The sequence below is a fragment of the Flavonifractor porci genome (assembly GCF_037572415.1).
Taxonomy (GTDB): domain Bacteria; phylum Bacillota; class Clostridia; order Oscillospirales; family Oscillospiraceae; genus Flavonifractor; species Flavonifractor porci.
This window is the reverse complement of the sequence record NZ_JBBHLB010000023.1, coordinates 1-23,948: the sequence shown is the minus strand read 5'-3', so window position 1 is coordinate 23,948 and position 23,948 is coordinate 1. Positions and strand designations below refer to the sequence as shown.

Genomic DNA, 23,948 nt, shown 5'->3' with positions numbered 1-23,948 from the left:
AGAATTTGGACTATGTTAGCACATTTGAGAGAAAAAAGCAACCGCCCAGACGCATGGCCCGGGCAGTTGGAAGCCTGGTTCAGTAGGCGGCAATGACACCGCCGTCGTTGGCGTACACTGTGGAGATGCCGCCGGTGTCTCCGATGAGAACTTCAGAGAATTTGCACTGCTTCTGTACCAGCTCCTTCAGGTGGAAGGCCCGGTCCAGGCAGTTGCAGTGGACAATGCACAGCCGTCGGCCGGCGTGATTGGGGTCGGTCGCCATCATGGCAGCCATTTTGCTCAGGGCCTGCTTGATGGACAGGGCCTGGCCCTTCTTACAGATCTCGCCCTGGGGGGTGGCCCCCATCAGCAGCTTGATGTGCAGGGTGCTGGTCACCAGAGCCTGGGTGCGGGTGAGCCGCCCGTTCTTCCGCAGATTATCCAGGGTCTCCAGTACGAAGAGGGTGTTCATTTCCTCAATATACTGGGAGGTCTTGCTCACCACGGTGGTAAAGTCCAGCCCGGCCTGGGCCAGCTCCTGAAGCTTCAAAGCCACCAGCACCTCGCCGGCGGAAGCGGAGCAGGAGTTGAAGATATGAATATTGGCCCCGGGGTGATCCTCCAGCCACAGATTGCGGGCCTGAGCCGCGGCGTTGTGGGAGCCGGACAGCAGGGCGGACAAGGTGACCACATAGATGTCGTCAGCGCCGCAGTCAAAGGCATCCATATACTGAATGGGGGAGGGACAGGCGGACTGGGGAGCAGTGGGACAGTCCCGCATCTTTTGCAGAAGGGCTTTTTGATCGAAGGATTCGTCATCCACGATGGTCTCATCCCCCACCCGAATGGTAAGGGGGACCTTGATAAAACAGTCCTCCCGCAGCTGGGCAGGGGTAAGGTCGCAGCAGCTGTCAACAATGATCTTAAAACTCATAACAAAAACCCTCAAATATAATTATGGAGATGATATTAGCCGTCGCCGCTATTGTATCATCATTGGCGGGAAAAGTAAAGGGAGAAAGTGCAAATATTCTGAAACGAGCAGAAAACCGGATTGGATTACCAGGGAAAACGGTCGGGGGCGCCCACCAGGATACGGGCTCCGCAGGGAGATACCGGCAGCCAGGTGCGGCCGCCGTCGTTGTTGAAGATGGCGTTGTCATTGAGCACATCCTGGAGTACAGGCTCCTGATGGGGGAACTCCACGTGGACCTCCTGGGGTTCCAGGTTGAGGACCACATAGACCCGCTGGCTGTCGGTGAAGCGGCGGAACACCAGCTGCTGGTTCTTGATGACCACGTTCTCATATTGCCCCTCCTGGAGAGCAGGGAAGGCGGAGCGGATGGCGGCCAGTTTGGCCAGGTGGCCGCACAGACTTTGATCCTGGGCCATCATCTCCTTCAGGTCCAGGCAGGGGCGCAAGGGAGTGTCAGAATCTTCGGTTCGCTGGCCCTGGATCGCCCATTCGCTGCCGTAGTAGAGGGAGGGGACGCCGGGCATGGTGTACAGCAGGGTATACAGGTTGTTGATGTGGGCGGTGTCTCTCAGCTTGGAGGCCAGCCGGTCCACGTCGTGGTTATCGGCGAAGTTATAGAGGGTGATGTTGCGGTAGATGCCGCCGGGGCCGCACTGGCGATGGAGGGAGTGGGCGATCTCAAAGTAGTTCTTGTCGTTGTGAGAGGACCACAGTCCCTTCCAGCACTCGTAGTTGGTGACGCTGTCCAGCATCTCCGGGTTGGCCCAGCGGGCGTAGTCCCCGTGGATGATCTCACCCATGAGCCAGAAATCCGGGTCCTTGCCCTTAACAAAGCCTTTGAGGGTACGGAAGAAGTCAAAGTCCACGCAGTCGGCGGCGTCCAGACGCAGCCCGTCGATGTGGAATTTGTCCATCCACATCCCCACCGCGTCCAGCAGGTGGCGCACCACGTCAGGGTTGCGGAGGTTAAGCTTTACCAGTTCATAGTGGCCCTGCCAGGCGGTATACCAGAAGGGGTCGCCCATAGGGGAGGGGCCGCCGAAGTTCAGGTCGTGGAACCAGCCGCAGTAGGGAGAGCCCTGGCCGTGCTCCTGCACGTCCCGGAAGGCCCAGAAGCCACGGCCCACATGGTTGAACACCCCGTCCAGCACCACACGGATGCCGTTTTCATGAAGCTGATCGCACAGGGCGGCAAAGGAGTCGTTATCTCCCAGGCGGCAGTCGATCTGGAAGTAGTCGGTGGTGTCGTAGCCGTGTTTCACCGACTGGAACACCGGACCCAGGTAGAGGGCGTTGACGCCCAGTTCCTTCAGGTGGGGAATCCAGTCTTTCAGCTTGTCCAGCCGGGGCACCGGGGCGCCGCCGGGGTTATACTCCGGCGCACCGCAGAAGCCGAGGGGGTAGATGTGGTAGAACACGGACTGATTGACCCAATGACTCATGGTTGACTCCTCCAGTCTTAATTAAGATTGTGTTTCTTCTTCCTCCAGCTCGCGCAGCAGCTTCTGGTCCTCTTTGGAGGACAGGTCCAGCTTCTCGTACAGGTCGGGCCGCCGCTGGCGGGTACGGAGGATGGATTGCTTCCGCCGCCACTGGGCGATCTTCTTGTGATCGCCAGAGCGGAGAATAGGGGGGACCTTCCGGCCGTGCCACTCCTCGGGTCGGGAGTACTGAGGATACTCCAGCATCCCGTTCCAGTGGCTCTCGTTTTCAAAGCACTCGGGATCGGCCAAGACACCGGGCACCAGCCGGGCCACCGCGTCGGCCACCACCATGGCGGCCAGCTCGCCGCCGGTGAGCACGAAATCCCCGATGGAGATCTCCTCGTCCACGCACTCTTCAATGAAGCGCTGGTCGATGCCCTCGTAGTGGCCGCACACCAGGATCAGGTGGTCGTAGTCATCCCGGAGACGGCGGGCGTCGGACTCGGTAAAGGTCTTCCCGCAGGGGGACATATAGATGGTGTGGCCGGGGCCGTGGGTGTCCACGATGTGCTTCCAGCACTGGTAGAGGGGATCGGCCTGCATTACTGCTCCCCGGCCGCCGCCGTAGGGGTAGTCGTCCACTTGCTTCTGCTTGTTGAGGGTGTAGTCCCGGATCTGGTGGGCCTCAATGCGGATGATGTCCCGCTCCTGGGCCCGGCCCAGGATGGACTCATTCATCATGTCGCCCACGGTCAGATCGAACAGGGTCATGATATCAATGCTATACATCGGTACGCATCCCTTCAATAAGGCGGACCTTGATATAGCCGCCCTCCACGTTGGTCTCCGCCAGGAACTCGTCTACGGCCGGGATCATATACTCGTGCTCGCCCTTGACCACATAGACCTCGTGGGCAGGGGGGGTGAGCACGTCGGCCACCACGCCGATCTTCTCGCCGGTGGCGGCGTCGATGACATCCAGCCCCATCAGGTCGGCAATAAAGTGGCGGCCGTCGGGCAGCTCCACGCCGGTGCGGTCGATGAACACCGTCTTGCCCTTCATGGACATGGCGGCATTTACGTCGTTGACACCCTCCAGGAAGGCAAGCACATTACCTTTGTGGATGCGGGCGGAGCGGACTCGTACCGGCTTGCCGTCCACATACAAGACATCAAACTGGCAGAGAAATTCCGGAGAATCACACCAGGGTACGATCTTGACCTCGCCCTGGATGCCGTGGGTGTTGACGATCTGACCTGCTTCTAAAAATTGATTTTTCATCGGTATCACCCCGAATAGTACAAAATCTGCAAGATATGAAAAAGCCGACCGACCACAGGGTCGGTCGGCTTTTTCATATCCGGGGGGAGGCCCCCGGAGTTAGTCGACGATATCGACGGAAACCTTGGTGCCCTGGCGCTGGGCCACGGAGCGCATCAATGTGCGGATCTCCTTGGCAATGCGGCCCTGGCGGCCGATCACCTTGCCCATGTCCTCGGGGGCCACCCGAAGCTCCAGGACGGTCTCGCTCTCACCTGCGTGCTCGGTGACCTCCACGGCGTCGGGGTGGTCCACCAGATTGCGGGCGATATAGGTGAGCAGTTCCTTCATGCCAGCTGTGCCCTCCTATCAGATGGCGCCAGCTTTTTTCAGCAGAGCCTTCACGGTCTCAGTGGGCTGAGCGCCGGTCTTGATCCAAGCCTGGGCGCGCTCGGCGTCCACCTTGATCTCGGCGGGCTGGGTCAGAGGATTGTAAGTGCCGATCTCCTCGATGAAACGGCCATCACGGGGATAGCGGGAGTCAGCCACCACGATGCGGTAGAAGGGAGCCTTCTTGGCGCCCATACGACGCAGTCTGATCTTAACCATTGTATCTTCACCTCCATGTAATCGTAAAGCATATCTATGGAAACGCGGCGTGGCGCGTTTACCACCGTTTAGAAGGGCAGACCGGGCATTTTGCCCAGCTTACCCAGTTTCCCCAGCTTGCCCAGACGCTTCATCTGCTTGCCGGAGAACTGTTTGCTCATCTGCTGCATCATATCGAACTGCTTGAGCAGACGGTTGATGTCCACCACCTGGGTGCCGGAACCGGCGGCGATGCGCTTTTTCCGGCTGTTGTTCAGCAGGGAGGGGTCCTCCCGCTCAGCAGGGGTCATGGACAGGATGATGGCCTCGGTACGGGCCAGGGACTTCTCGTCCACGTTGGCGCCTTCCAGGGCCTTGGCGTTGACGCCGGGGAGCATCCCGGCGATGTCGGACAGGGAGCCCATGCTCTTGATTTGCACCAGCTGGTCATAAAAATCAGCCAGAGTAAAGCGGTTTTTCCGCAGCTTCTGCTCCAGCTCGGCGGCCTTCTTGGCGTCGAAGGTCTGCTGGGCCTTCTCGATGAGGGAGAGCACGTCGCCCATGCCCAGGATACGGGAGGCCATCCGGTCGGGGTAGAAGATGTCCACCTGGTCCAGCTTCTCGCCCTGGCCCACGAACTTGATGGGCTTGCCGGTAACCGCCTTGATGGAGAGGGCCGCGCCGCCTCGGGCGTCGCCGTCCAGCTTGGTAAGCATGACGCCGGTGATATCCAGGGCTTCGTCAAAAGCCTTGGCGGCGTTTACCGCGTCCTGACCGATCATGGCGTCCACGATGAGCAGGATCTCGGTGGGGTCAATGGCCGCCTTCATGTCCTTGAGCTGTTCCATCAGCTCCTCGTCCACGTGGAGACGGCCGGCGGTATCGATAAATACGATGTCGTTGCCGTGCTTCTTGGCGTGCTCAATGCCCGCCTTGGCGATGTCGATGGGATCGATCTGCCCCATCTGGAACACGGGCACGTCAACCTGAGAACCCACAACCTCCAACTGAGTGATGGCGGCGGGGCGGAAAGTGTCACAGGCCACCAGAAGGGGCCGCTTGCCCTGCTTTTTCAGAAAGCCCGCCAGTTTGGCGCCGTTGGTGGTCTTGCCGGCGCCGTTGAGGCCGCACAGCATCACCACCGTGGGGGGCTTGGGGGAGATGGTCAGCTTGGTGCTCTCGCCGCCCATCAGATTGGTCAGTTCTTCATTGACGATCTTGACGATCATCTGGGCGGGGGTCAGGCTCTCCAGTACATCGGAGCCCACGGCCCGCTCGGTGACAGAGGCCACAAACTGTTTGACCACCTTGAAGTTTACGTCGGCCTCCAGCAGGGCCATCCGGATCTCCTTCATGGCCTCCTTTACGTCGGCCTCGGTGAGACGGCCCTTGCCCCGCAGCCGCTTAAAGGCGGCGGACAGCTTTTCGGTCAGTCCTTCAAATGCCATGGGGTCACTCCTGTTTCAGCTGATCCAGCACGCCGCGGATGCGGTTGCACTGGATCTCAACCTCGTCGTCCTGCCAGCGCTGGTCGTTGCGCTGGGCAATGGCGTTCACCGCCGCTTCCACCTCCAGGAACTGCTGGTGCATCTTGTGGAAGCGCTTGATGATGCCGGTCTTGTCCTCCAGCTCGGTGAGGATGGCCTCGGCCCGGACGATCACGTCCCGGACGCCCTGGCGGGTGATGCCGTAGTTCTCGGCGATCTCGGCCAGGGAGAGGTCCTCATTGTAGTAGAGGTCGTAGAATTCCTTCTGTCGGTCGGTGAGCATATCTCCATAGAAATCATAGAGCAGAGCCATGCGGTAGGCCTGGTTCTTCATGGTACACCCTCCTTCAGGAAGTCGTTCTGTAAAGGAAGTAAAGTTTCAAAGCTTTACAACAGAGGTGATGATACACGATTTTCCTCCGTTTGTCAAGGGGGAACGGGGGAATTCTTTTCTTTTTTTCGCCCCGGGCCGGGCCGGGGACAGACGCATATTTTTCCCTTGCCGGTAAAGACTAGATGTATCGAAGAAAAGGAGGTTACACCAGTGAAAACCCGTATCCTGATGGCCGCGGCACTGACGGCCGCCCTGCTCACGGCGGCCCTGCCTGCCTCGGCGCTCTTTCTGGACCAGGAGGAGACCAGCCCCACGGTGCTGGACGTGGTGAAGAACGGCATGACCACCGAGACCATTGCCTTCCAGTCCTCAGACTTTGTGGTGGAGGGGGAGGGCGCTCTGGACGCCATTGTGATCACCCAGCTGCCCCAGGAAGGTGTGCTCACCGTGGGGGGCCAGATGGTGGGGGAGGGGGACGTGATCGCCATGACTGCCGTGGACGGCCTGCGCTTCACCCCCTCGGTTGCCCCCATCGCCCTGGAGGCCAGCTTTACCTTCCAGCCCCTCTTTGCCGGCGGTGAGCCGGGACAGGAGACCGGGGTGGAGGTCCATCTGCTGACCGAGGCCAACGGCGCCCCGGTGGCGGAGAACCTGGAGCTGTCCACCTATAAAAATGTGGCGGTCACCGACCGCTTTTCCGCCGTGGACCCGGAGGGCGACCTGCTGACCTACCGGCTGGTGAAGAAGCCCGCCCGGGGCGCGGTGACCATGGGGGAGGACGGCCAGTTCGTCTATACCCCCTATGAAAACAAGACCGGCAAGGACTCCTTCACCTATATTGCCATGGACACAGTGGGCAATGCCTCCGACCCGGCTACCGTTAAGGTAAAGATCGAAAAGCCGGACACCAAAGTGACCTACGCCGACCTCAGCGGCCACCCGGCCCACAAGGCGGCCATCCGCCTGGCGGAGAAGGGTGTCTTTGTGGGTGAGTGCATGGGAGGGGAATACTTCTTCCAGCCTGACGCCGCTGTCACCCGCAGCGAGTTTGTAGCCATGGCCATGAATGCCGCCGGGGTGGAGTCTCTGGAGGGGGTGTCCCGCACCGGCTTCGCCGACGATGAGAGCATTCCCACCTGGGCCAAGCCCTATGTGTCCTCCGCCCTGAAGTGCGGTCTGGTCCAGGGGACCACCGACCAGGAGGGCCGGGTGGTGTTCCGGGCCGATGACTCTATCACTACCGCCGAGGCGGCGGTGCTGCTGGATCGGGTGCTCTCCGTCACCGACGTGGACGCCCAGACCTTTGCCGCCGACGCTCCCGCCTGGGCGGCCCAGTCGGCGGCCAACCTGTCCACCTGCGGGGTACTGCCGGCAGAGGCCGGCCTCACGGAAACGCTGACCCGTGGAGAGGCGGCACAGCTGCTGTGCGCCGCCCTGGATCTGCTGGACAGCCGGGACACCGGGTGGTTTTAAGGGAAATATGAGAAAAACGGCCGCCATCGGCGGCCGTTTCCCTTTATGCACGGGGACGCAGTTTATACCATATGATAAAAAGAAGTAACCCAGTAAGGCAGATTCCGCCGCCCAGCCAGAAGGACCTGGCCAGATTGATTTCCGCCAGAGCACCGAACGCCAGGTTGGTACCAACCCCCACCCCATCTATGAACATGGCGTGGACGCTGAGGGCGGTGGCCCGGTGGGGTGTGGTCACCTGCTTGTTTTGCAGCTCCATCAGGAAGGGCTGGCACAAGGTATTGCACAGCCGCAGGGTGAGAATGGCCCAGATGGAGGGGAGAGGGGCAGCGGTCAGGGCAAGGGCAGCACAGGCCAGCACCCCACCGCCGTAGAGCAGCACCGCCGTTCCCACGATGCCCGTCCGGCGGGTGAGCCGGGCGGACCAGATTCCCGCCATGCCCAGCACCGTGGCGGCGATATAGAGGACACCAATGGCCCAATCGGGAAGGCTGGCGCGGGCATATTGCAGCTGATTTAAAAAGGTGGTGATGGTCTGGTGGGCCTCGGAGAGAAGGGCCGCCGACAGGAGAAAGAGGAGCAGCCGTCCATTGGTCAGCGTCTGGCGCAGGATATCCAGGGTCAGCCGGGGAGAGAAGGGGGCGGGGGTCTTTACCTCGGTGAGCCCCAGGGCGCACAGGGCGGCGGCGCCAAGGAAGTTTCAGGTTCAATGTAGCAGAATGGCGGAGGAATGTCAAGGAACAGAGAAAAAGAAAGATTTCATGCACAGAAGGTGGAAAGGGAGTTGAGTATAGCGGTAAAGCGTGCTATAATATACCATTAGCGCGTATCATATTGTATCAAACTGGCAACTGAGGTGTATTATGAAGATCGTAGTTTTGGCCGGGGGACTCTCCCCGGAGCGGAACGTGTCCCTTTCCACCGGCACCATGGTGACCGAGGCCCTGCGGGCTCTGGGCCATCGGGCGGGACTCATCGATATGTTTTTCGGCCTGGAGGAGGGCCGGGCAGACGAGTCTTTCTTTGATGCGCCGGTGCCCGAATCCTTTAAAAAGATCAGCCGGGAGGCCCCTGACCTGGAGCAGATCAAGGCCAGCCGTCCCGGCGACAGCAAGAGCGTGTTTGGCCCCGGTGTGCTGGAGCTGTGCCAGATGGCCGATCTGGTGTTCCTTGCCCTCCACGGCACCTGCGGCGAGGACGGCAAGGTCCAGGCCGCCTTTGACCTGATGGGCATCCCCTACACCGGGGCGGGTTACCTGTCCAGCGCCATCGCCATGGACAAGGACCTGACCAAGCGGATGGTGGCCGACGTGGTGAATACCCCCGGCTGGAAGACCGTGGAGTATAAGGCGGAGGATATTGACGGCCTGGTCAGCTCTGCCCGGCTGCCTCTGGTGGTGAAGCCGGTGGCCAGCGGGTCCTCCATCGGCGTGTCCATCGCCTATACCGCCGACGAGCTGCGCAAAGCCCTCACCGACGGCCTGACCCTGGGAGGGCGCACCGTGCTGGAGGAGTATGTGAAGGGCCGTGAGATCCAGGTGGGCATCCTGGACGGCAAGGCCCTGCCCTCCATCGAGATCATCCCCAAGGAGGGCTTCTACGACTACGCCAACAAGTATCAGCCCGGCGCGGCTCTGGAGGTGTGCCCCTCGGAGATCCCGGCGGAGTGGGAGGAGAAGCTCCGCGCCGCCGCCCTGCGGGTGTATGAGACCCTGGGCCTGTCCGTCTATTCCCGGGCCGACTTCATTGTCACCAGCGACGGCCAGCCCTGGTTCCTGGAGATCAACACCCTGCCCGGCATGACCCCCACCAGCCTGCTGCCCCAGGAGGCCGCCGCGGTGGGCATCGATTACAACAGCCTGTGCCAGCGCATTGTGGAGGCCTCCCTGGAGGCCAGAAGACAGGGCCGGTAAACCGGCATCCGGAACGAGAGAGATTGAAGGAGACAACAACATGGAGCCGATGACCATACGAGAGATCATGGAAGCGGTGGGCGGCAGCCTGCTGGGTGAGTTCGGAGATCTGAACCGGGCGGTGAGCCGGGTGGAGACCGACAGCCGTACCATCCATCCCGGTTCTCTGTTCATCCCCCTGGTGGGAGAGCGCTTTGACGGTCATGCCTACATCAACGCCGCCCTGGAGGGGGGCGCTGCCGGGTGTTTCACCCAGCGGGAGCGGGACAGCTATCTGCCCGGCAAGTTCTACATTAAGGTGAAGTCCACCCACCGGGCCCTCCGGGATCTGGCCAAGTATTACAAGCAGAAATTTGCCATCCCTGTGGTAGCCATTACCGGCTCGGTGGGCAAGACCACCACCAAGGACATGGTGGCGGCGGTGCTGGGGGAGAAGTACAGCGTCCTCAAGACCGAGGGCAACCTGAACAACGACATCGGGGTGCCCATGACCCTGCTGCGGCTCAAGCCGGAGCACCAGATCGCCGTGCTGGAGCTGGGTATGAACCACGCAGGGGAGATCGACTATCTCTCCGCCATTGTGGAGCCCGACATGATCCTCATGACCAACATCGGCGACTCCCACATCGAGCATTTCGGCTCCCGGGAGAAGATCCTGGAGGCCAAGAGCGAGATTTTCCACCACGCCAAGCCCCACGCGCCCGCCGTCATCAACGGTGACGACCCGCTGCTGAACACCCTGCCCGGCAAGCTGGACCACCCCTTTATCCGGGTGGGCTCCGCCCAGTGCCTGGACTACCGGGCGGTGGATCTGGCCAGCGACGGCAAGAGCCGGATCAGCTGTAAGGTGGAAACGCCTGACGGCGATTTTCCGGTGGAGATCCCGGCTCTGGGAGACCATATGATCTATCCCACCCTGATGGCGGCGGCGGTAGGCCAGCACTTCGGCCTGACCGCTCAGGAGATCGCAGACGGGGTGCTCCACTTCGCCCCCACCAAGATGCGGATGAACATCCTCACCCGTGGGGATGATATCACCATCCTCAACGATACCTACAACGCCAATCCCCAGTCCATGCGGGCGGCGGTGGAGGTGCTGGCCAACGCCAAGGGGGAGTACAAGGTTGCGGTGCTGGGCGATATGTTTGAGCTGGGCCCCCTGGCTCCCGCCCTCCACGCCGGGATCGGCGAGTACCTGGCCAAGGCGGGCATCCACTGTCTGGTGGCGGTGGGCGAGCTGTCCCAGCATATCTATGATGCCGCCAAAGCGGCGGGCGTGCCGGTGTGCTGGCACTGCACCGATAAGGAGCAGGCCAAGCCGGTGCTGGACAGCGTAGTGCGCCCCCACGCCACCATTCTGGTGAAGGCCTCCCGTGGCATGGCCCTGGAGGAGCTGGTGGAGTACCTGCTCACCATCACCAACGAGGGATAAAAAAGACCGCCGGGCAAATGCCCGGCGGTCCGTAGGGGCGCGCAGTGCGCGCCCGCTGTTATCCGAACAGCTTCTGCAGATTCTCCTTGAAGGGCGGATAGATGACGCCCTTCTCGGTGATGATGCCGGTGACCAGGCTGTGAGGGGTCACGTCAAAGGCTGGGTTGTACACCTCCACCGTGGCCGGCGCGGTCTGGACCCCGTACAGGGTACGTACCTCGTTCTTGTCCCGCTCCTCGATGGGGATACCGGAGCCATCGGGAATGGTGAGATCAATGGTGGAGCAGGGGAGGGCCACATAGAAGGGCACCCCATGATGGTGGGCGTTCACCGCCACCGAGTAGGTGCCGATCTTGTTGGCGAAGTCTCCGTTGGCCGCCATCCGGTCGCAGCCCACCACCACCATATCGATCTTGCCCTTGGCCATCAGGCTGGCAGCCATGTTGTCGGCAATGAGGGTGGCGGGAATGTGGTCGGTGACCAGTTCGTAAGCGGTGAGCCGGGCGCCCTGAAGCAGGGGACGGGTCTCATCGGCGTAAACCATATCCACTTTACCCTGTTCATGGGCGGCCCGAATGACTCCCAGAGCGGTACCGTAGCCGCCGGTGGCCAGGGCTCCGGCGTTGCAGTGGGTGAGGATGTGGGCGTGGTCGGGCACCACAGAGGCGCCGTAAAGGCCTATGACCTTACACATAGCCACGTCCTCCTGATGGACAGCCACGGCCTCGGCAATGAGAGTTTCCGGGTCTCCGCCGCAGGCTTTCGCCTTGCGGGCCATCCGGTCCAGGGCCCAGAAGAGATTGACCGCCGTAGGGCGGCTGGCGGACAGAACGGACTTGGCCTCGGTCAGGTCCTCCCCGGCCAGAGCGGCCAGACAGTAGGCGTAGGCGGCGGTGACGCCGATGGCGGGCGCACCCCGCACCACCATGGTGCGGATGGCATCAGCCACCGGACGGTAATCGGTGTAGGGGAGCCAGGTCTCTTCCACCGGAAGCTTTGTCTGGTCAAGTAAGTAAAGGGTATTTCCTTCCCAACGGATCGCGTCCATAGAGAACTCCTCCTTGTGATGCGGCCCTGGAAAACCGGGGCGTTTTGTTCCTAACGATTGTATCACACACACCATTTGGAGGCAAGCAATGATCGATATCTCCGTCTCGAACCTGTCCAAAGAGTTCGAGGTAGGCAAAAAAATATTGGATGGCCTCACCTTCCAGATCGACCAGGGGGAGCGAGTGGGCCTGCTGGGCAAAAACGGCGCAGGCAAGACCACGGTGTTCAAAATCCTCACCGGCGAGCTGGACTGGGACGACGGCGAGGTCCACATCGCCCCCGGCAAGGGAGTGGGGCTCATCTCCCAGATCCCCGTCTATCCGCCGGAGTACACGGTGGAGGACGTGCTCCAGACCGCTTTCCAGCGGCTTCACGACATGGAGCGGGAGATGGAGGAGCTTACCGTCCGTATGGGCCAGGACAGCGACCCGGCTCTGCTGCGGCGGTATGATGCCCTCACTGCCGCCTTTGAGGCGGGGGGCGGCTATGATACCATTACCCCCCTGAATAAGGTATGCAACGGCCTGGAAATTTCCCAGGATATGAGAAATCAGCTTTTTTCCTCCCTGTCCGGCGGCGAAAAGACCCGGGTCAATCTGGCCCGGCTTATTCTGGAGGACACTGACATCCTCCTGCTGGACGAGCCCACCAACCACCTGGATCTGCGGGCTACCGAGTGGCTGGAGGAGTATCTGGACCGCTATAAAGGTACTGTCCTTGCCATCTCCCATGACCGCTGGTTCCTGGACCGGGTGGTCAAGCGGGTCATCGAGATCCAGGACGGCAAGGCGGAGTTTTACGAGGGCAACTACTCCTTCTATGTGGTGGAGAAAGAGCACCGCTATCAGGAGAAGCTGAAGCAGTACGAGAAGGAACAGGCCAAGATCGAGCAGCTGGAGAAGGCTTCCCAGCAGCTGCGGATCTGGGCTTACTCGGGCAACGACAAGACCTTCAAGCGGGCCCAGTCCATGGAGAAGCGGATCGAGCGCCTGCGCACCACCGACAAGCCCACCAAGGAGCGCCGCCTGGACATCAAGTTCGGGGAGCGGGAGTTCCGGGGGGACGAGGTGCTCACCATCAAGGAACTGAAGAAGTCCTTTGACGGGCGCACCCTCTTCGACCACGTCAATCTGGAGGTGGTGGGGGGCGAGCGCATCGCCCTGCTGGGAGACAACGGCACCGGCAAATCCACCCTGCTGAAGATTTTGCTGAAGGAGGAGGAGCCCGACTCCGGAAAGCTGAAGATGGGACCGACTGTAAAGGTAGGTTACCTGCCCCAGATCATCCGTTTCTCCCACCCGGAGCGCAACCTGGTGGACACCATGATCTACGATCAGGACTGCTCCACGCAGACCGCCCGTAACCGGCTGGCCGCCTTCAATTTCCGGGGAGAGGACGTGTTCAAGCCGGTGTCCGCCCTGTCTGGCGGCGAGCAGAGCCGACTGCGGCTGTGTATGCTGATGGATGAGCAGATCAATCTGCTCATCCTGGACGAGCCCACCAACCACCTGGACATCGCCAGCCGGGAGTGGATCGAGGAGGCGGTGGCCGACTACGAGGGCAACCTGCTCTTCGTATCCCATGACCGCTACTTCATCAAGCAGTTTGCCACCCGCATTTGGATGCTGGAGGACGGGCACATCACCGACTTCCGGGGCACCTTTGAGGAGTTCCGGGCCGCCCGGGAGCGGGCCAAGGCCCAGGCTGCGGCCCCGGTGAAGGCGGAGCCGGAGAAGCCTAAAAAGGAGAAGCCCAAGCGCCCCGGCGGCACCAAGGAGCTGGAGAAGCAGGTGGTCGCGGCGGAGCGGGCGGTGGCCAAGGCGGAGGAGCGGCAGTATGAGCTGTCCCTGAAAGCTGAGGAGGTGGCCTCCAACTACCTGGAGCTCCAGAAAGTCTACGAGGAGCAGAAGGCGCTGGAGGATGAGATCGCCGCCCTGTACACCAAGTGGGAGACCCTGGCTGCGGAGTTGGAAGAGGCCAGAGGATGAGACGTAAAAAACAGTATTACCGTCCCTACGGAGGGCGCAGAAAGCCGGTGTGGCTGCTGGCTCTGCTGACGGCGGTGCTGGCCGCTCTGCTGAGCTTCGCGGTGCTGCTGGGCGTGGTGCTGTCTGGCGCCCACGACAGTATGACCGGCGAACCCAAGGTCATGGTGATCCTGGGCTGCAAGGTAGAGTCCTGGGGACCGTCCATCCTGCTCCAGGACCGGCTGGATAAAGCCCTGGACTACCTGGAGGAACACCCGGACCTGACCATCGTGGCCTCCGGCGGACAGGGCCCCGACGAGCACCAGAGCGAGGCCCAGTGTATGTACGATTATCTGACCGACCACGGGGTGGATGGAGATCAGATCCTGCTGGAGGACCAGTCCCACAACACCTGGGAAAACATCCGCTTCACCCAGGCGCTGCTGGAGCAGGAGGGGATGGACACCAGCGAGATGCTGGTGGTATCCAACGGCTTCCACCTGACCCGGGTGCGGATGCTGTGGGACAGAGCATGGGAGGGGGACTACACCCTGTCCACCCTGGCCGCCCCCAGCTCCCACATTCCTTCCCGGCTGAAGATGTACATCCGGGAGCCGCTGGCTCTGGTCAAGTCCTATTTCTTTGACAGGTGATATGATTTGGATATGCAGCAAAAATTAAGCGCCCTGGATCTGCGTTTTGCCAGCATCGAGGCCCAGCTGGGGGCGGGGGAGACCTACAACGACCCGGCCCTGGTGGCCAGGCTCAACAAGGAGCAGCGGGAGCTGGAGCCGGTGGTGTCCGCCTGGCGGGCCTATACCCGCCGCCAGCAGGACCTGAAGGACGCGGAGGAGTTGATGGGCGACCCCGACATGAAGGAGCTGGCCCAGGAGGAGTACCAGCAGGCCAAGGAGGACATTGCCAAGCTGGAGGATGAGATCCGTATCTTGCTGCTGCCCCGGGACCCCAACGACGACAAGAACGTCATCGTGGAGATCCGGGCCGGTGTGGGCGGGGAGGAGGCGGCCCTGTTCGCCCACTCTCTGTACCGGATGTACTCCATGTACGCCGACGCCCGCCGCTGGAAGGTGGAGGTGGACTCCCTCAGCGAGACCGAGCTGGGAGGTGTCAAGGAGATCTGCTTTACGATTGAGGGAGACGGGGCCTACTCCCGCCTGAAATTTGAAAGCGGGGTCCACCGGGTCCAGCGGGTGCCCGAGACCGAGTCGGGCGGGCGCATCCACACCTCCACCGCTACGGTGGCGGTGCTGCCCGAGGTGGACGAGGTGGACTTTGAGCTCAACCCCGCCGACATTGAGATGCAGGTGTTCCGCTCCTCCGGCGCCGGCGGACAGCACGTCAACAAAACCTCCTCCGCCGTGCGGCTCATCCACAAGCCCACCGGTACGGTGGTGGAGTGCCAGCAGGAGCGCAGCCAGTTCCAGAACCGGGACAAGGCCATGCAGATCCTGCGCTCCCGGCTGTATGAAGAGAAGGTACGGGAGCAGGAACAGGCCCTCACTGACGAGCGCCGCAGCCAGGTGGGCACCGGTATGCGCAACGAGCGTATCCGTACCTACAACTTCCCCCAGGGCCGGCTCACCGATCACCGCATCGGCCTGACCCTGTACAAGCTGGAAAATGTGATGAACGGCGATCTGGACGAGATCATCGACGGGCTGATCACCGCAGATCAAGCGGAAAAGCTGAGACACAGCCAGGAGGAATAAACGGGAGGTATCCCGGAATCCTAGAAAAGGAGCATTAACCATGGAACTGATCATTCATTTTAATACTCTGCCCGAGGGGCTGACCCTGGATCTGGTACGGGACGATCTGGCGGGCCTGCTGGAGGACGACGGCTGGCTCACCGGCTCTGGAGCCAACTATCTGGAGCTGGAGCTGGAGGACGAGAAGGTGAATCCAAAATACGGTATCCTCACCGTGAAGGGCTATCTGCAAAAGGCCAAGTTCGCTCCCGATACCACCATCGAACTGGCGGGCACGCCGGTGGGCATCTACGAATAACAAAGGAGACTTGGGTATGAAAAAGGCCATTGGTATCCTGCACATCCTGTCCGGCGCCGCCCTGATGGCGGCAGGTATCCTGACGGTGGTACAGAGGGACCGCCGTCGCCGCCGTCGTCATCGGTTTTGAGAAAGCGGTGAGGAAGGATGCATACCCTGCGTTTGAATGATAAGCAGATCGGGGAGGCGGCGGACATCCTCCGCCGGGGCGGCCTGCTGGGCATCCCCACCGAGACGGTGTACGGCCTGGGAGCCAACGGGCTGAACAGCGAGGCGGTGGGCCGCATCTTTGAGGCCAAGGGCCGCCCCCAGGATAACCCCCTGATCCTCCACATCCCCTCCGCCGACTGGCTGGAGCGGTACTGTGAGGACATTCCGGAGAGTGCCTACGCCCTTGCCGACAAATTCTGGCCGGGACCCCTGACCATGATTTTAAAGCACAAGTCCATTGTGCCCGCCGCCGTCACCGCCGGACTGGACACGGTGGGGATGCGCTGCCCGGCCCATTCGGTGTGCCGGGCCATCATCGCCGCCGCGGATGTGCCGGTGGCTGCCCCGTCGGGCAATACCTCCGGCCGGCCCAGCCCCACCAATATGGCGGATATGCTGGAGGATATGGACGGCAAGATCGACGGCATTGTGGATGGCGGTCCCTGCTCCGTGGGGGTGGAGTCCACCATCATCGATCTGACGGAACAGCCGCCCCGGCTGCTGCGGCCCGGCGGCATTACCCTGGAACAGCTGGAAAGCGTGCTGGGTGAGGTGACGGTGGACCCGGCGGTGACCCGGCTCATGGGTGCCGGGGAGCAGCCCAAGGCTCCCGGTATGAAGTATCGCCACTACGCCCCCAAGGCCCCGGTCACCGTGGTCCAGGGTGCGCCCGAGACGGCGGCCCGGTACATCCAGACCCATATGGACCCCGGCGACGGGGTGATCTGCTTTGATGAGTATACCCACCTGTTTGAGGACCACCCCCTGGAGCAGCTGGGCCCCAGCACCGACGTGCCCGAGCAGGCCCGGCGGGTGTTTGACGCCCTGCGGTGGTTTGACGGTACCAGCGTCACTCATATCTGGGCTCAGTGCCCCGATGCCACTGGCATCGGTCTGGCGGTGGCCAACCGGCTCAACAAGGCGGCCGGATTCCACATTATCCGGGTGGAGGATGGGCCGCCGCCGTCGGCCTGAAGACAATTTACAAATCGCTCACACACGGCGGCCGCAGTGTGGTATACTAACTGCTGGAGGCGAAGGACATGAAACGCATCGGCATCACCGGCCCCACCGGGGCGGGCAAGACCACCGCCCTCAACGTATTGATCGGCCTGGGGGCCCATATCATTGACGCCGATCAGGTTTACCATGACCTGCTGGCCCACAGCGAACCCATGCGGGAAGCCCTGACAGCCCGTTTCGGTTCTTCCATCCTGGATAAGACGGGACAGGTGGACCGGAAGGCGCTGGGCAGTGTGGTCTTCGCCGATCCCACGGCTTTGTCCGAACTGAATGCCATTACCCATCGATTTATCATCGAAGAGATCGATCGGCAGGCCGCTCAGGCAGAGGCCGAGGGGCGACCGGCGGCAGCCATCGACGCCATCGCCCTCATCGAAAGCGGCGTAGGGGAGACCTGCGATGCGGTGGTGGGCATTCTGGCCCCCAGGGAGGTCCGTATCCGCCGCATCATGGCCCGGGAGGGCATTTCGGAGGACTACGCCCGCAAGCGGGTGGACGCCCAGCAGAGGGACGGCTTTTTCCGTACCCACTGTACCCACATTCTGGAGAATCAGGGCACGGCGGAGGAATTCGCCCAAAAGGCACTGGCTCTGTTTCAGACGCTGATCCCATAACGTTTATCATAATGTGTACTGAACAAAGCCACAAGCCTTGAAAACCAAGGCTTTCAAGGTCAAATGGCTTTGTTCAAGTGCAAGGTTTTGGGACGATTTCGTCCAAAAAGCCTTGCACCTTCCACTGGCGCGTTTCAACGCGCCAGTGGAAATACCCATTGTAACAATGGCTGAATTCCATAAAAGCGGCTCCTTTGAGCCGTTTTTGTGGAATTGCGCGGCTACCGCCGCGTGAATAAACCGATTTTCGGTTTATTCAGCAGATATTATCATAAAGGAGGACTCTCACATGGAAGAGAAACAGAAAACCCCCGGTGAGCTGCGGCGGGAAGCCCTGCTCTATCAGCCCAAGAACGGCTATGACCGCCTGAATCCCGCGGAGGAGGCGGATCTGAACGCATATTGTGAGGATTACAAGAAGTTTCTGGACGCCGGCAAGACCGAGCGGGAGTGCGTGGACGAGACCGTCCGCCTGGCCGAGTATCACGGCTTCAAGCCCTTTGTCCGCGGCATGGCCCTTAATCCCGGCGACAAGCTGTACCGGGTGAACCGGGGCAAGGCGGTGATGCTGGCCGTTATCGGCAGCAAGCCCCTCAGCGAGGGCGTCAACATCGGCGCCGCTCACATCGACTCCCCACGTCTGGACCTGAAGCCCAACCCCCTCTATGAGGACGCTGAGCTGGCCTTCTTCAAGACCCACTACTACGGAGGCATTCGCAAGTATCAGTGGGTCACCATTCCTCTGGAACTCCACGGCGTCATCGCCCTGAAGGACGGCTCCGCTGTGAAGGTGTCCATCGGCTCCTCTGAGGGCGAGCCCCGCTTCACCATTGACGACCTGCTGCCCCACCTGGGTGTGGAGCAGTCCAAGAAGCCGCTGGGCGAGGCCATCCCCGGCGAGAGCCTGAACCTGCTCATTGGCAGCCGTCCCTTTGCCGGCGACGAGGGCGCTGATCGGGTGAAGCTGGCCATTATGGACCTGCTCAACCAGAAGTACGGCATTACGGAGGAGGACTTCATCTCCGCGGAGCTGTCCGCCGTGCCCGCTTTCAGGGCTATGGACATCGGCTTTGACCGCTCCCTCATCGGCGCCTACGGCCATGACGACCGGGTGTGCGGCTTTGCCGCCCTGGCCGCTCTGTTCACCCTGGGCACCCCCGCCCGCACTGCCGTGTGCATGCTGGCAGACAAAGAGGAGATTGGCTCCGAGGGCGTGTCCGGTATGCAGTCCGCCGCCTTCGATACCTTCATGAGCGATCTGTGCGACGCTCAGCGGGTGACTTTGAAGGCCTGCTATGAGAAGTCCTTCTGCCTGTCTGCCGACGTGACCGCCGCCTTCGACCCCAACTTTGCCGACGTGTACGAGAAGCGCAACAGCGCCCGGGTCAACTACGGCATGGGCCTGTGCAAGTACACCGGCGCCCGTGGCAAGGCGGGGGCCTCCGATGCCTCCGCCGAGCTGGTGGCCTATGTCCGCCGTGTGCTGGACCAGAACGGTGTGGTGTGGCAGATGGCCGAGCTGGGCAAGGTGGACGCCGGCGGCGGCGGCACCGTGGCCTGCTATATGGCTGAGCGTGACATCGATACCATCGACGCCGGCGTGCCTGTTCTGTCCATGCACGCCCCCTTCGAGACCGTGTCCAAGCTGGACTGCTATATGACCTACAAGGGCATGAAGGCGGTCTACGAGGCTCAGTGATTTTGATCTGACTTCAGCAAAAGAGAGTCCGGGTGATCCGCCGGACTCTCTTTTTGCATCAAATGAATGGTTTGCAGGCGGCTTGTTATGAGCAGAGATTTTTTAAGGGTCAGGAAAAAGGATGGAAAAATCCCGCCGGATATGATATGATAAAAACTAACCGCCCTGACGCAGCTTGAATTGTGTAGGGGTGCTGTATCGGGGATGACCTTGCTTTCAAACAGGTTTCGTTCCCCAAAAATCGTGAATGGAGGAAGTCGTTTTGAGCTATTTGATGGCCATCCTCATGGGGATCATTCAGGGTGTGGCGGAGTTTCTGCCCATCTCCAGCTCCGGCCACCTGGCCCTGTTCCAGCAGTTCTTCGGTATGGAGAACGTGGAAGAAAAGTACATGATGTTTACGGTGATGCTCCACTTCGGCACCCTGATCTCGGTGCTGATCGTCTATTGGCGGGATGTGGTGGAGATGATCCGGGAGTTCTTCCTGGGTATCGCCGCCCTGGCGGGGAAGGATACCGGCACTCCGCCGCCTCCGGCCCGGCGGATGGTGATGCTCATCATCATTGCCACCCTGCCCCTGTTTGTCATGGTACTGCTTCAGGACGCGGTGAACGCCCTGTTTGCCAGCTCTATTATGGTATCCATCGCGCTGCTGGTCACCGGCTGCATCCTGTTCTTCTCCGACCGGCTGGCTCATGGCCGCAAGACCGCCAAAAATGCCACCGTGGTGGACGCCCTGATCGTAGGCTGCGGCCAGGCGCTGGCGGTGATCCCCGGCCTGTCCCGCTCCGGTACCACCATCTCCGTGGGCATGATGCGGGGCTTCGACCGCTCCTTTGCCGTCCGCTTTTCCTTCCTCATGTCCCTGCCCGCCATCGTGGGCGCCAACATCCTGGAACTGAAGGACGCGGTGAGCAGCGGCTTTAACATGACTGAGCTGCCCATGTATCTGGTGGGCGTGGCTGTGGCCGCCGTGGTGGGCTACTTTGCCATCCGACTGGTCAAGAGCCTGTCCGACAAGGGCAAGTTCGGTAAGTTCGCCTATTATTGCTGGGCGGTTGGCCTCGGCAGCCTGATCGCCGGTATTGTAAAAACCGTAATGATGTAATTGAGCACCGCCCGCCTGTGGGCGGGAAACCCGACCCTGAAAGGACTTGATGATACCATGGCCACCGCAAAGAAGAAAAGTGCCGGAGGGAAGCGGACCGCCTCTTCCAGCCGGTCCTCCTCTTCCCGCACCACAACCAGCCGGAAAAAGCCCGCCCCCCGCCCGGTCCGGCGGGAGGTGGGGGCTGTGGTGTGCCTGCTGCTGGCCATCTTTGCCGCGCTGGGCTACTTCCACATCCAGGCCATCTTCATCGACTTTTTCTGTGGATTGGTGAAGGGCCTGATCGGCTACGGCTATCTGCTGCTACCTCCCATGCTGTTGGTGGCCAGCGGAATCCTTGCCTTCCACCGGGGCCGCCCGGTGCGGCTGCGGGTGTGGTGTGCCCTGTTGCTGCCGGTGTTGGCCGGCGGGTTCTTCCACCTGCTTCTGGCCAAGGGCGCCTATGCCTGGGATATGAAGCTGCCTGAACTGCTCTGGAAGCAGGGCGAGGCCCTGGCCAGCGGCGGTGTGATCAGCGGTGTGGCCGCCCTGGGTCTTACCGCTGTATTCAGTAAGATCGGAGCCGGCATCATCTTTGTACTGCTGACTGTGATCCTGGTCATGGTGTGCTTCCATATTTCTCCCACCGATGTGGTGGACAGGCTCCGCAGCCGTCCGGAGTACGAGGAGGAGGAGATCCCCGAGCCCCGGCCTCGCCGCAAGAAGGCAGAGACGGAGCCGGAACCTGTCCGGGAAGGCCGCAAGCAGCAGCCTCAGATCGATATCCCGGTGGATGACGGACCTCTGGTGGGTAAGCGCCGGGAGCCCAAGCCCATCGAGAAGAAGGAGCGCTTCTTTAACCGCAAGCCTTCGGTGCCCACCCCCGACCAGGTGCTGACCGGCACCACCCAGTCCCAGACCGAGGAGACAGAGGTACCGGAGGAGGAGGCCCTGCCCTTTGCCGCCCCGGCGGAGATCCGGCATGAGGTCGTCCAGTCCCAGCCTGTGGTCCAGCCAGAGCCCGAACCCGCTCCGGAGCCTCAGCCTGTGCCTCAGCCGATGCCTGTGCCCGAGATCGTGCGGGAACCTGCCGTGCCTCCCACCTCTGCCAAGGCCCGCCAGAAGGAGGAGGCTGCCCAGGCTGCCGCCGAGGTGGCCCAGGACATCGCCCGCAGCCTGGAGGAGGAGCCTATGGCTTACCAGTATCCCCCCGTTTCTCTGCTGACGGAAGGGGAGGGGGTATCCAGCTCCGATGTGGCGGGAGAACTGCGGGCCAATCAGGCCCGGCTGTCCGATACCATCCGCTCCTTCGGCATCGACGCCAACATCTCCAATGTGACACGGGGCCCCTCGGTGACCCGATATGAACTGGAGCTGGACCAGGGCGTGCGGCTCAACAAGCTGACCAATCTGGCCGACGATATCGCTCTGGCCCTGGGCGCTACCGGCGTGCGGATCGCGCCCATCCCCAACAAGATTTCCATGGTGGGTATTGAGGTGCCCAACCGCCTGGTGTCCCCGGTGTACATCCATGACGTCATCGACTCCCGGGAATTCAGGGACAACCCCTCCAAGGTGTCCTTCGCCGTGGGCAAGGACATTGGCGGCAACAATATTGTGGGCAATATTGCCAAGCTGCCCCACCTGCTGATTGCCGGTACCACCGGCTCCGGTAAGTCGGTGTGTACCAACTCCCTCATCATCTCTCTGCTGTATAAGGCCACGCCTGAGGAGGTCCGCCTCATCATGGTGGATCCCAAGATGGTGGAGCTGGGCATCTACAACGGCATCCCCCATCTGCTCATCCCGGTGGTCACCGACCCCAAGAAGGCGGCAGGCGCCCTCCAGTGGGCGGTGGTGGAGATGATGAAGCGGTACCGAGCTTTTTCCGAGATCGGCGTCCGGGATCTGGCCTCCTACAACGCCCATGCCTCCAAGACCGACGACATGGAGAAGATGCCCCAGATCGTGGTGGTCATCGACGAGCTGGCCGACCTGATGCTGGTGGCCGCCAAGGAGGTGGAGGAATCCATCTGCCGGGTGGCCCAGATGGGCCGTGCCGCTGGTATGCACCTGATTATCGCCACCCAGCGTCCCTCCGCCGACGTAATCACCGGTCTGATGAAGGCCAACATCCCCAGCCGTATCGCCTTCGCCGTGGCCTCCTCCCTGGAATCCCGCATCATTCTGGACACCACCGGCGCGGAAAAGCTGGTGGGCCGGGGCGATATGCTGTACTTCCCCCTGGGTTCCGGCAAGCCCCAGCGTGTCCAGGGCTGCCTCATTTCCGATGAGGAGGTGGCCGCCGTGGTGGGCTTCATCAAGCAGAACAGCGGCGGGGCCGAGTACGATCAGGAGATCATGCACGACATCGAAAAGCACGCCGCCGAGAAGGAGAAGGGCTCCAAGGGCGTGGGCGGCTCCGCACCCGAGGATGTGGGAGACGACTACGACGAGCTGCTGCCCGCCGCCATCGAAGTGGTGGTGGAGACCGGCATGGCTTCTGTGTCCATGCTCCAGCGGCGGCTCAAGCTGGGCTACTCCCGGGCCGCCCGTCTGGTGGACCAGATGGAGGAGAAGGGCGTCGTTGGACCCTTTGAGGGCTCCAAGCCCCGCCAGGTGCTCATCACCAAGGAACAGTGGCAGGAGATGCAGTTCAAGCAGAATATGGCTGGCGGCGCACCGGAGCCGGTGCCCGACGAGCTGGAGTTCGAGGGGGACGCCATTCCCCAGAGCCGGGATATGCCCCCCTTTGATATGGAGTGATGAGAATGGAACCGTTTGTGATCCGTCCCGGGGACGAGGGGACTGGCGAGGCCATCCACGCCGGACTGCGGGCCTACAACCGAACATTTGTGCCGGATACGGCGGATCTGTCCCTGGTGGTCACCAATCAGGACGGACAGATCATCGGCGGCTGCGACGCATTCCGAATGGGAGAGCTGGCCATGCTGGATGTACTGTGGGTGTCTGAGGAGCACCGGGGAGCAGGTCTGGGTGCCTGTATTCTGGAACAGCTGGAGGAGAACGCCGCCCGGCAGGGCGCGAAACGGCTGGAGCTGAATACCTTCGGTTTTCAGGCCCCTGACTTCTATGAAAAGATGGGCTACCGCCGCTTCGGCGCGGTGGAGCAGGGGACCGGAAGCTACGGCCACTATTTCTATGTCAAAGAGCTGTAATGAAATAAAACAAGCGGAGCGCAGTCGTTTGACTGCGCTCCGCTTCAGCGTGTCGAGAAAGCTCGACACGCTTCTCAAAAATGCAAGCATTTTTGAGAAGGGATGCAGCCCGCTGCGTCGCACGCGCAAAGCGCGCACGCTTGCGGGCTGAGAAGTGTTTTTTCCAAGGCTCATGTCCTTGGAAAAAACAGATTCTGACTCTGTTTTGCCGCCTGCGGGCG

At 61.5% G+C, this 23,948-nt stretch carries 24 protein-coding genes; 13 read left to right on the top strand and 11 right to left on the bottom strand.

Annotation, left to right across the window (positions count from 1 at the left end; all coding sequences use genetic code 11):
- Positions 1-79 precede the first annotated feature (79 nt).
- From WHJ28_RS15225 to ylxM, 8 genes are all read right to left on the bottom strand, one after another.
- A complete protein-coding gene (locus tag WHJ28_RS15225; protein ID WP_340042917.1) occupies positions 80-916 on the bottom strand; it encodes a DegV family protein in 837 nt (278 codons plus the stop codon).
- Positions 917-1,041: 125 nt separating this feature from the next.
- Positions 1,042-2,400, bottom strand: coding sequence for an alpha-amylase family glycosyl hydrolase (locus WHJ28_RS15220; protein WP_340042916.1), 1,359 nt, complete (start codon positions 2,398-2,400; stop codon positions 1,042-1,044).
- A gap of 21 nt (positions 2,401-2,421) precedes the next feature.
- Complete coding sequence (gene trmD / locus WHJ28_RS15215; protein WP_340042915.1) at positions 2,422-3,171, bottom strand: tRNA (guanosine(37)-N1)-methyltransferase TrmD; 750 nt, start codon at positions 3,169-3,171, stop codon at positions 2,422-2,424.
- Positions 3,164-3,664 carry a ribosome maturation factor RimM gene (gene rimM, locus WHJ28_RS15210; protein ID WP_340042914.1) on the bottom strand — a complete coding sequence of 167 codons (501 nt, stop codon included), beginning with the start codon at positions 3,662-3,664 and terminating at the stop codon, positions 3,164-3,166. The genes trmD and rimM overlap by 8 nt, the downstream gene beginning before the upstream one ends.
- A 99-nt stretch (positions 3,665-3,763) precedes the next feature.
- Complete coding sequence (locus tag WHJ28_RS15205) at positions 3,764-3,994, bottom strand: KH domain-containing protein (RefSeq protein WP_087271545.1); 231 nt, start codon at positions 3,992-3,994, stop codon at positions 3,764-3,766.
- Positions 3,995-4,012: 18 nt separating this feature from the next.
- Positions 4,013-4,252 carry a 30S ribosomal protein S16 gene (gene rpsP, locus WHJ28_RS15200; protein ID WP_007489428.1) on the bottom strand — a complete coding sequence of 80 codons (240 nt, stop codon included), beginning with the start codon at positions 4,250-4,252 and terminating at the stop codon, positions 4,013-4,015.
- A gap of 68 nt (positions 4,253-4,320) precedes the next feature.
- Complete coding sequence (gene ffh / locus WHJ28_RS15195) at positions 4,321-5,679, bottom strand: signal recognition particle protein (RefSeq protein WP_340042912.1); 1,359 nt, start codon at positions 5,677-5,679, stop codon at positions 4,321-4,323.
- A 4-nt stretch (positions 5,680-5,683) separates the two neighbouring features.
- Positions 5,684-6,052 carry a YlxM family DNA-binding protein gene (gene ylxM / locus WHJ28_RS15190; RefSeq protein ID WP_340042911.1) on the bottom strand — a complete coding sequence of 123 codons (369 nt, stop codon included), beginning with the start codon at positions 6,050-6,052 and terminating at the stop codon, positions 5,684-5,686.
- A gap of 210 nt (positions 6,053-6,262) precedes the next feature.
- Here ylxM and WHJ28_RS15185 point away from each other — a divergent pair, with 210 nt between their 5' ends.
- Complete coding sequence (locus WHJ28_RS15185) at positions 6,263-7,525, top strand: Ig-like domain-containing protein (RefSeq protein ID WP_340042910.1); 1,263 nt, start codon at positions 6,263-6,265, stop codon at positions 7,523-7,525.
- 43 nt (positions 7,526-7,568) lie between these two features.
- On the opposite strand, the gene WHJ28_RS15180 is transcribed toward WHJ28_RS15185, so the two are convergent.
- The gene (locus WHJ28_RS15180; RefSeq protein ID WP_340042909.1) at positions 7,569-7,964 is read right to left on the bottom strand and encodes a hypothetical protein; all 396 of its coding nucleotides are present in this window, start codon (positions 7,962-7,964) and stop codon (positions 7,569-7,571) included.
- A 424-nt stretch (positions 7,965-8,388) separates the two neighbouring features.
- On the opposite strand from WHJ28_RS15180, the gene WHJ28_RS15175 reads away from it, so the two are divergent.
- Positions 8,389-9,438 carry a D-alanine--D-alanine ligase gene (locus tag WHJ28_RS15175; RefSeq protein WP_340042908.1) on the top strand — a complete coding sequence of 350 codons (1,050 nt, stop codon included), beginning with the start codon at positions 8,389-8,391 and terminating at the stop codon, positions 9,436-9,438.
- 40 nt (positions 9,439-9,478) lie between these two features.
- Positions 9,479-10,870, top strand: a complete 1,392-nt coding sequence (locus WHJ28_RS15170) for a UDP-N-acetylmuramoyl-tripeptide--D-alanyl-D-alanine ligase (protein WP_340042907.1) — start codon at positions 9,479-9,481, stop codon at positions 10,868-10,870.
- A 58-nt stretch (positions 10,871-10,928) separates the two neighbouring features.
- Here the strand turns inward: WHJ28_RS15170 and mtnA are convergent, their stop codons facing one another.
- On the bottom strand, positions 10,929-11,918 hold the full coding sequence (gene mtnA / locus WHJ28_RS15165; protein ID WP_340042906.1) for an S-methyl-5-thioribose-1-phosphate isomerase: 990 nt from the start codon (positions 11,916-11,918) through the stop codon (positions 10,929-10,931).
- 88 nt (positions 11,919-12,006) lie between these two features.
- Between mtnA and abc-f the strand changes: the two genes are divergently transcribed.
- The 10 genes from abc-f to WHJ28_RS15115 all read left to right on the top strand — a co-directional run bounded on the left by abc-f (position 12,007) and on the right by WHJ28_RS15115 (position 23,727).
- The gene (gene abc-f, locus WHJ28_RS15160) at positions 12,007-13,908 is read left to right on the top strand and encodes a ribosomal protection-like ABC-F family protein (RefSeq protein ID WP_340042905.1); all 1,902 of its coding nucleotides are present in this window, start codon (positions 12,007-12,009) and stop codon (positions 13,906-13,908) included.
- On the top strand, positions 13,905-14,540 hold the full coding sequence (locus tag WHJ28_RS15155) for a YdcF family protein (protein ID WP_340042904.1): 636 nt from the start codon (positions 13,905-13,907) through the stop codon (positions 14,538-14,540). The genes abc-f and WHJ28_RS15155 overlap by 4 nt, the downstream gene beginning before the upstream one ends.
- 12 nt (positions 14,541-14,552) lie before the next feature.
- The gene (gene prfA / locus WHJ28_RS15150; protein WP_340042903.1) at positions 14,553-15,617 is read left to right on the top strand and encodes a peptide chain release factor 1; all 1,065 of its coding nucleotides are present in this window, start codon (positions 14,553-14,555) and stop codon (positions 15,615-15,617) included.
- 40 nt (positions 15,618-15,657) lie between these two features.
- A complete protein-coding gene (locus tag WHJ28_RS15145) occupies positions 15,658-15,915 on the top strand; it encodes a hypothetical protein (RefSeq protein ID WP_340042902.1) in 258 nt (85 codons plus the stop codon).
- A gap of 147 nt (positions 15,916-16,062) precedes the next feature.
- On the top strand, positions 16,063-17,100 hold the full coding sequence (locus tag WHJ28_RS15140; RefSeq protein ID WP_340042901.1) for an L-threonylcarbamoyladenylate synthase: 1,038 nt from the start codon (positions 16,063-16,065) through the stop codon (positions 17,098-17,100).
- Positions 17,101-17,168: 68 nt separating this feature from the next.
- The gene (gene coaE / locus WHJ28_RS15135; protein WP_340042900.1) at positions 17,169-17,762 is read left to right on the top strand and encodes a dephospho-CoA kinase; all 594 of its coding nucleotides are present in this window, start codon (positions 17,169-17,171) and stop codon (positions 17,760-17,762) included.
- 289 nt (positions 17,763-18,051) lie between these two features.
- On the top strand, positions 18,052-19,461 hold the full coding sequence (locus WHJ28_RS15130) for an aminopeptidase (RefSeq protein WP_340042899.1): 1,410 nt from the start codon (positions 18,052-18,054) through the stop codon (positions 19,459-19,461).
- Between the two features lie 262 nt (positions 19,462-19,723).
- A complete protein-coding gene (locus WHJ28_RS15125) occupies positions 19,724-20,569 on the top strand; it encodes an undecaprenyl-diphosphate phosphatase (RefSeq protein WP_340042898.1) in 846 nt (281 codons plus the stop codon).
- Between the two features lie 57 nt (positions 20,570-20,626).
- The gene (locus tag WHJ28_RS15120; protein ID WP_340042897.1) at positions 20,627-23,314 is read left to right on the top strand and encodes an FtsK/SpoIIIE family DNA translocase; all 2,688 of its coding nucleotides are present in this window, start codon (positions 20,627-20,629) and stop codon (positions 23,312-23,314) included.
- A gap of 5 nt (positions 23,315-23,319) precedes the next feature.
- Positions 23,320-23,727, top strand: coding sequence for a GNAT family N-acetyltransferase (locus tag WHJ28_RS15115; protein ID WP_340042896.1), 408 nt, complete (start codon positions 23,320-23,322; stop codon positions 23,725-23,727).
- On the opposite strand, the gene WHJ28_RS15110 is transcribed toward WHJ28_RS15115, so the two are convergent.
- A partial coding sequence (locus tag WHJ28_RS15110) for a hypothetical protein (RefSeq protein ID WP_340042895.1) occupies positions 23,714-23,948 on the bottom strand: 235 nt, incomplete at its 5' end. The genes WHJ28_RS15115 and WHJ28_RS15110 overlap by 14 nt on opposite strands.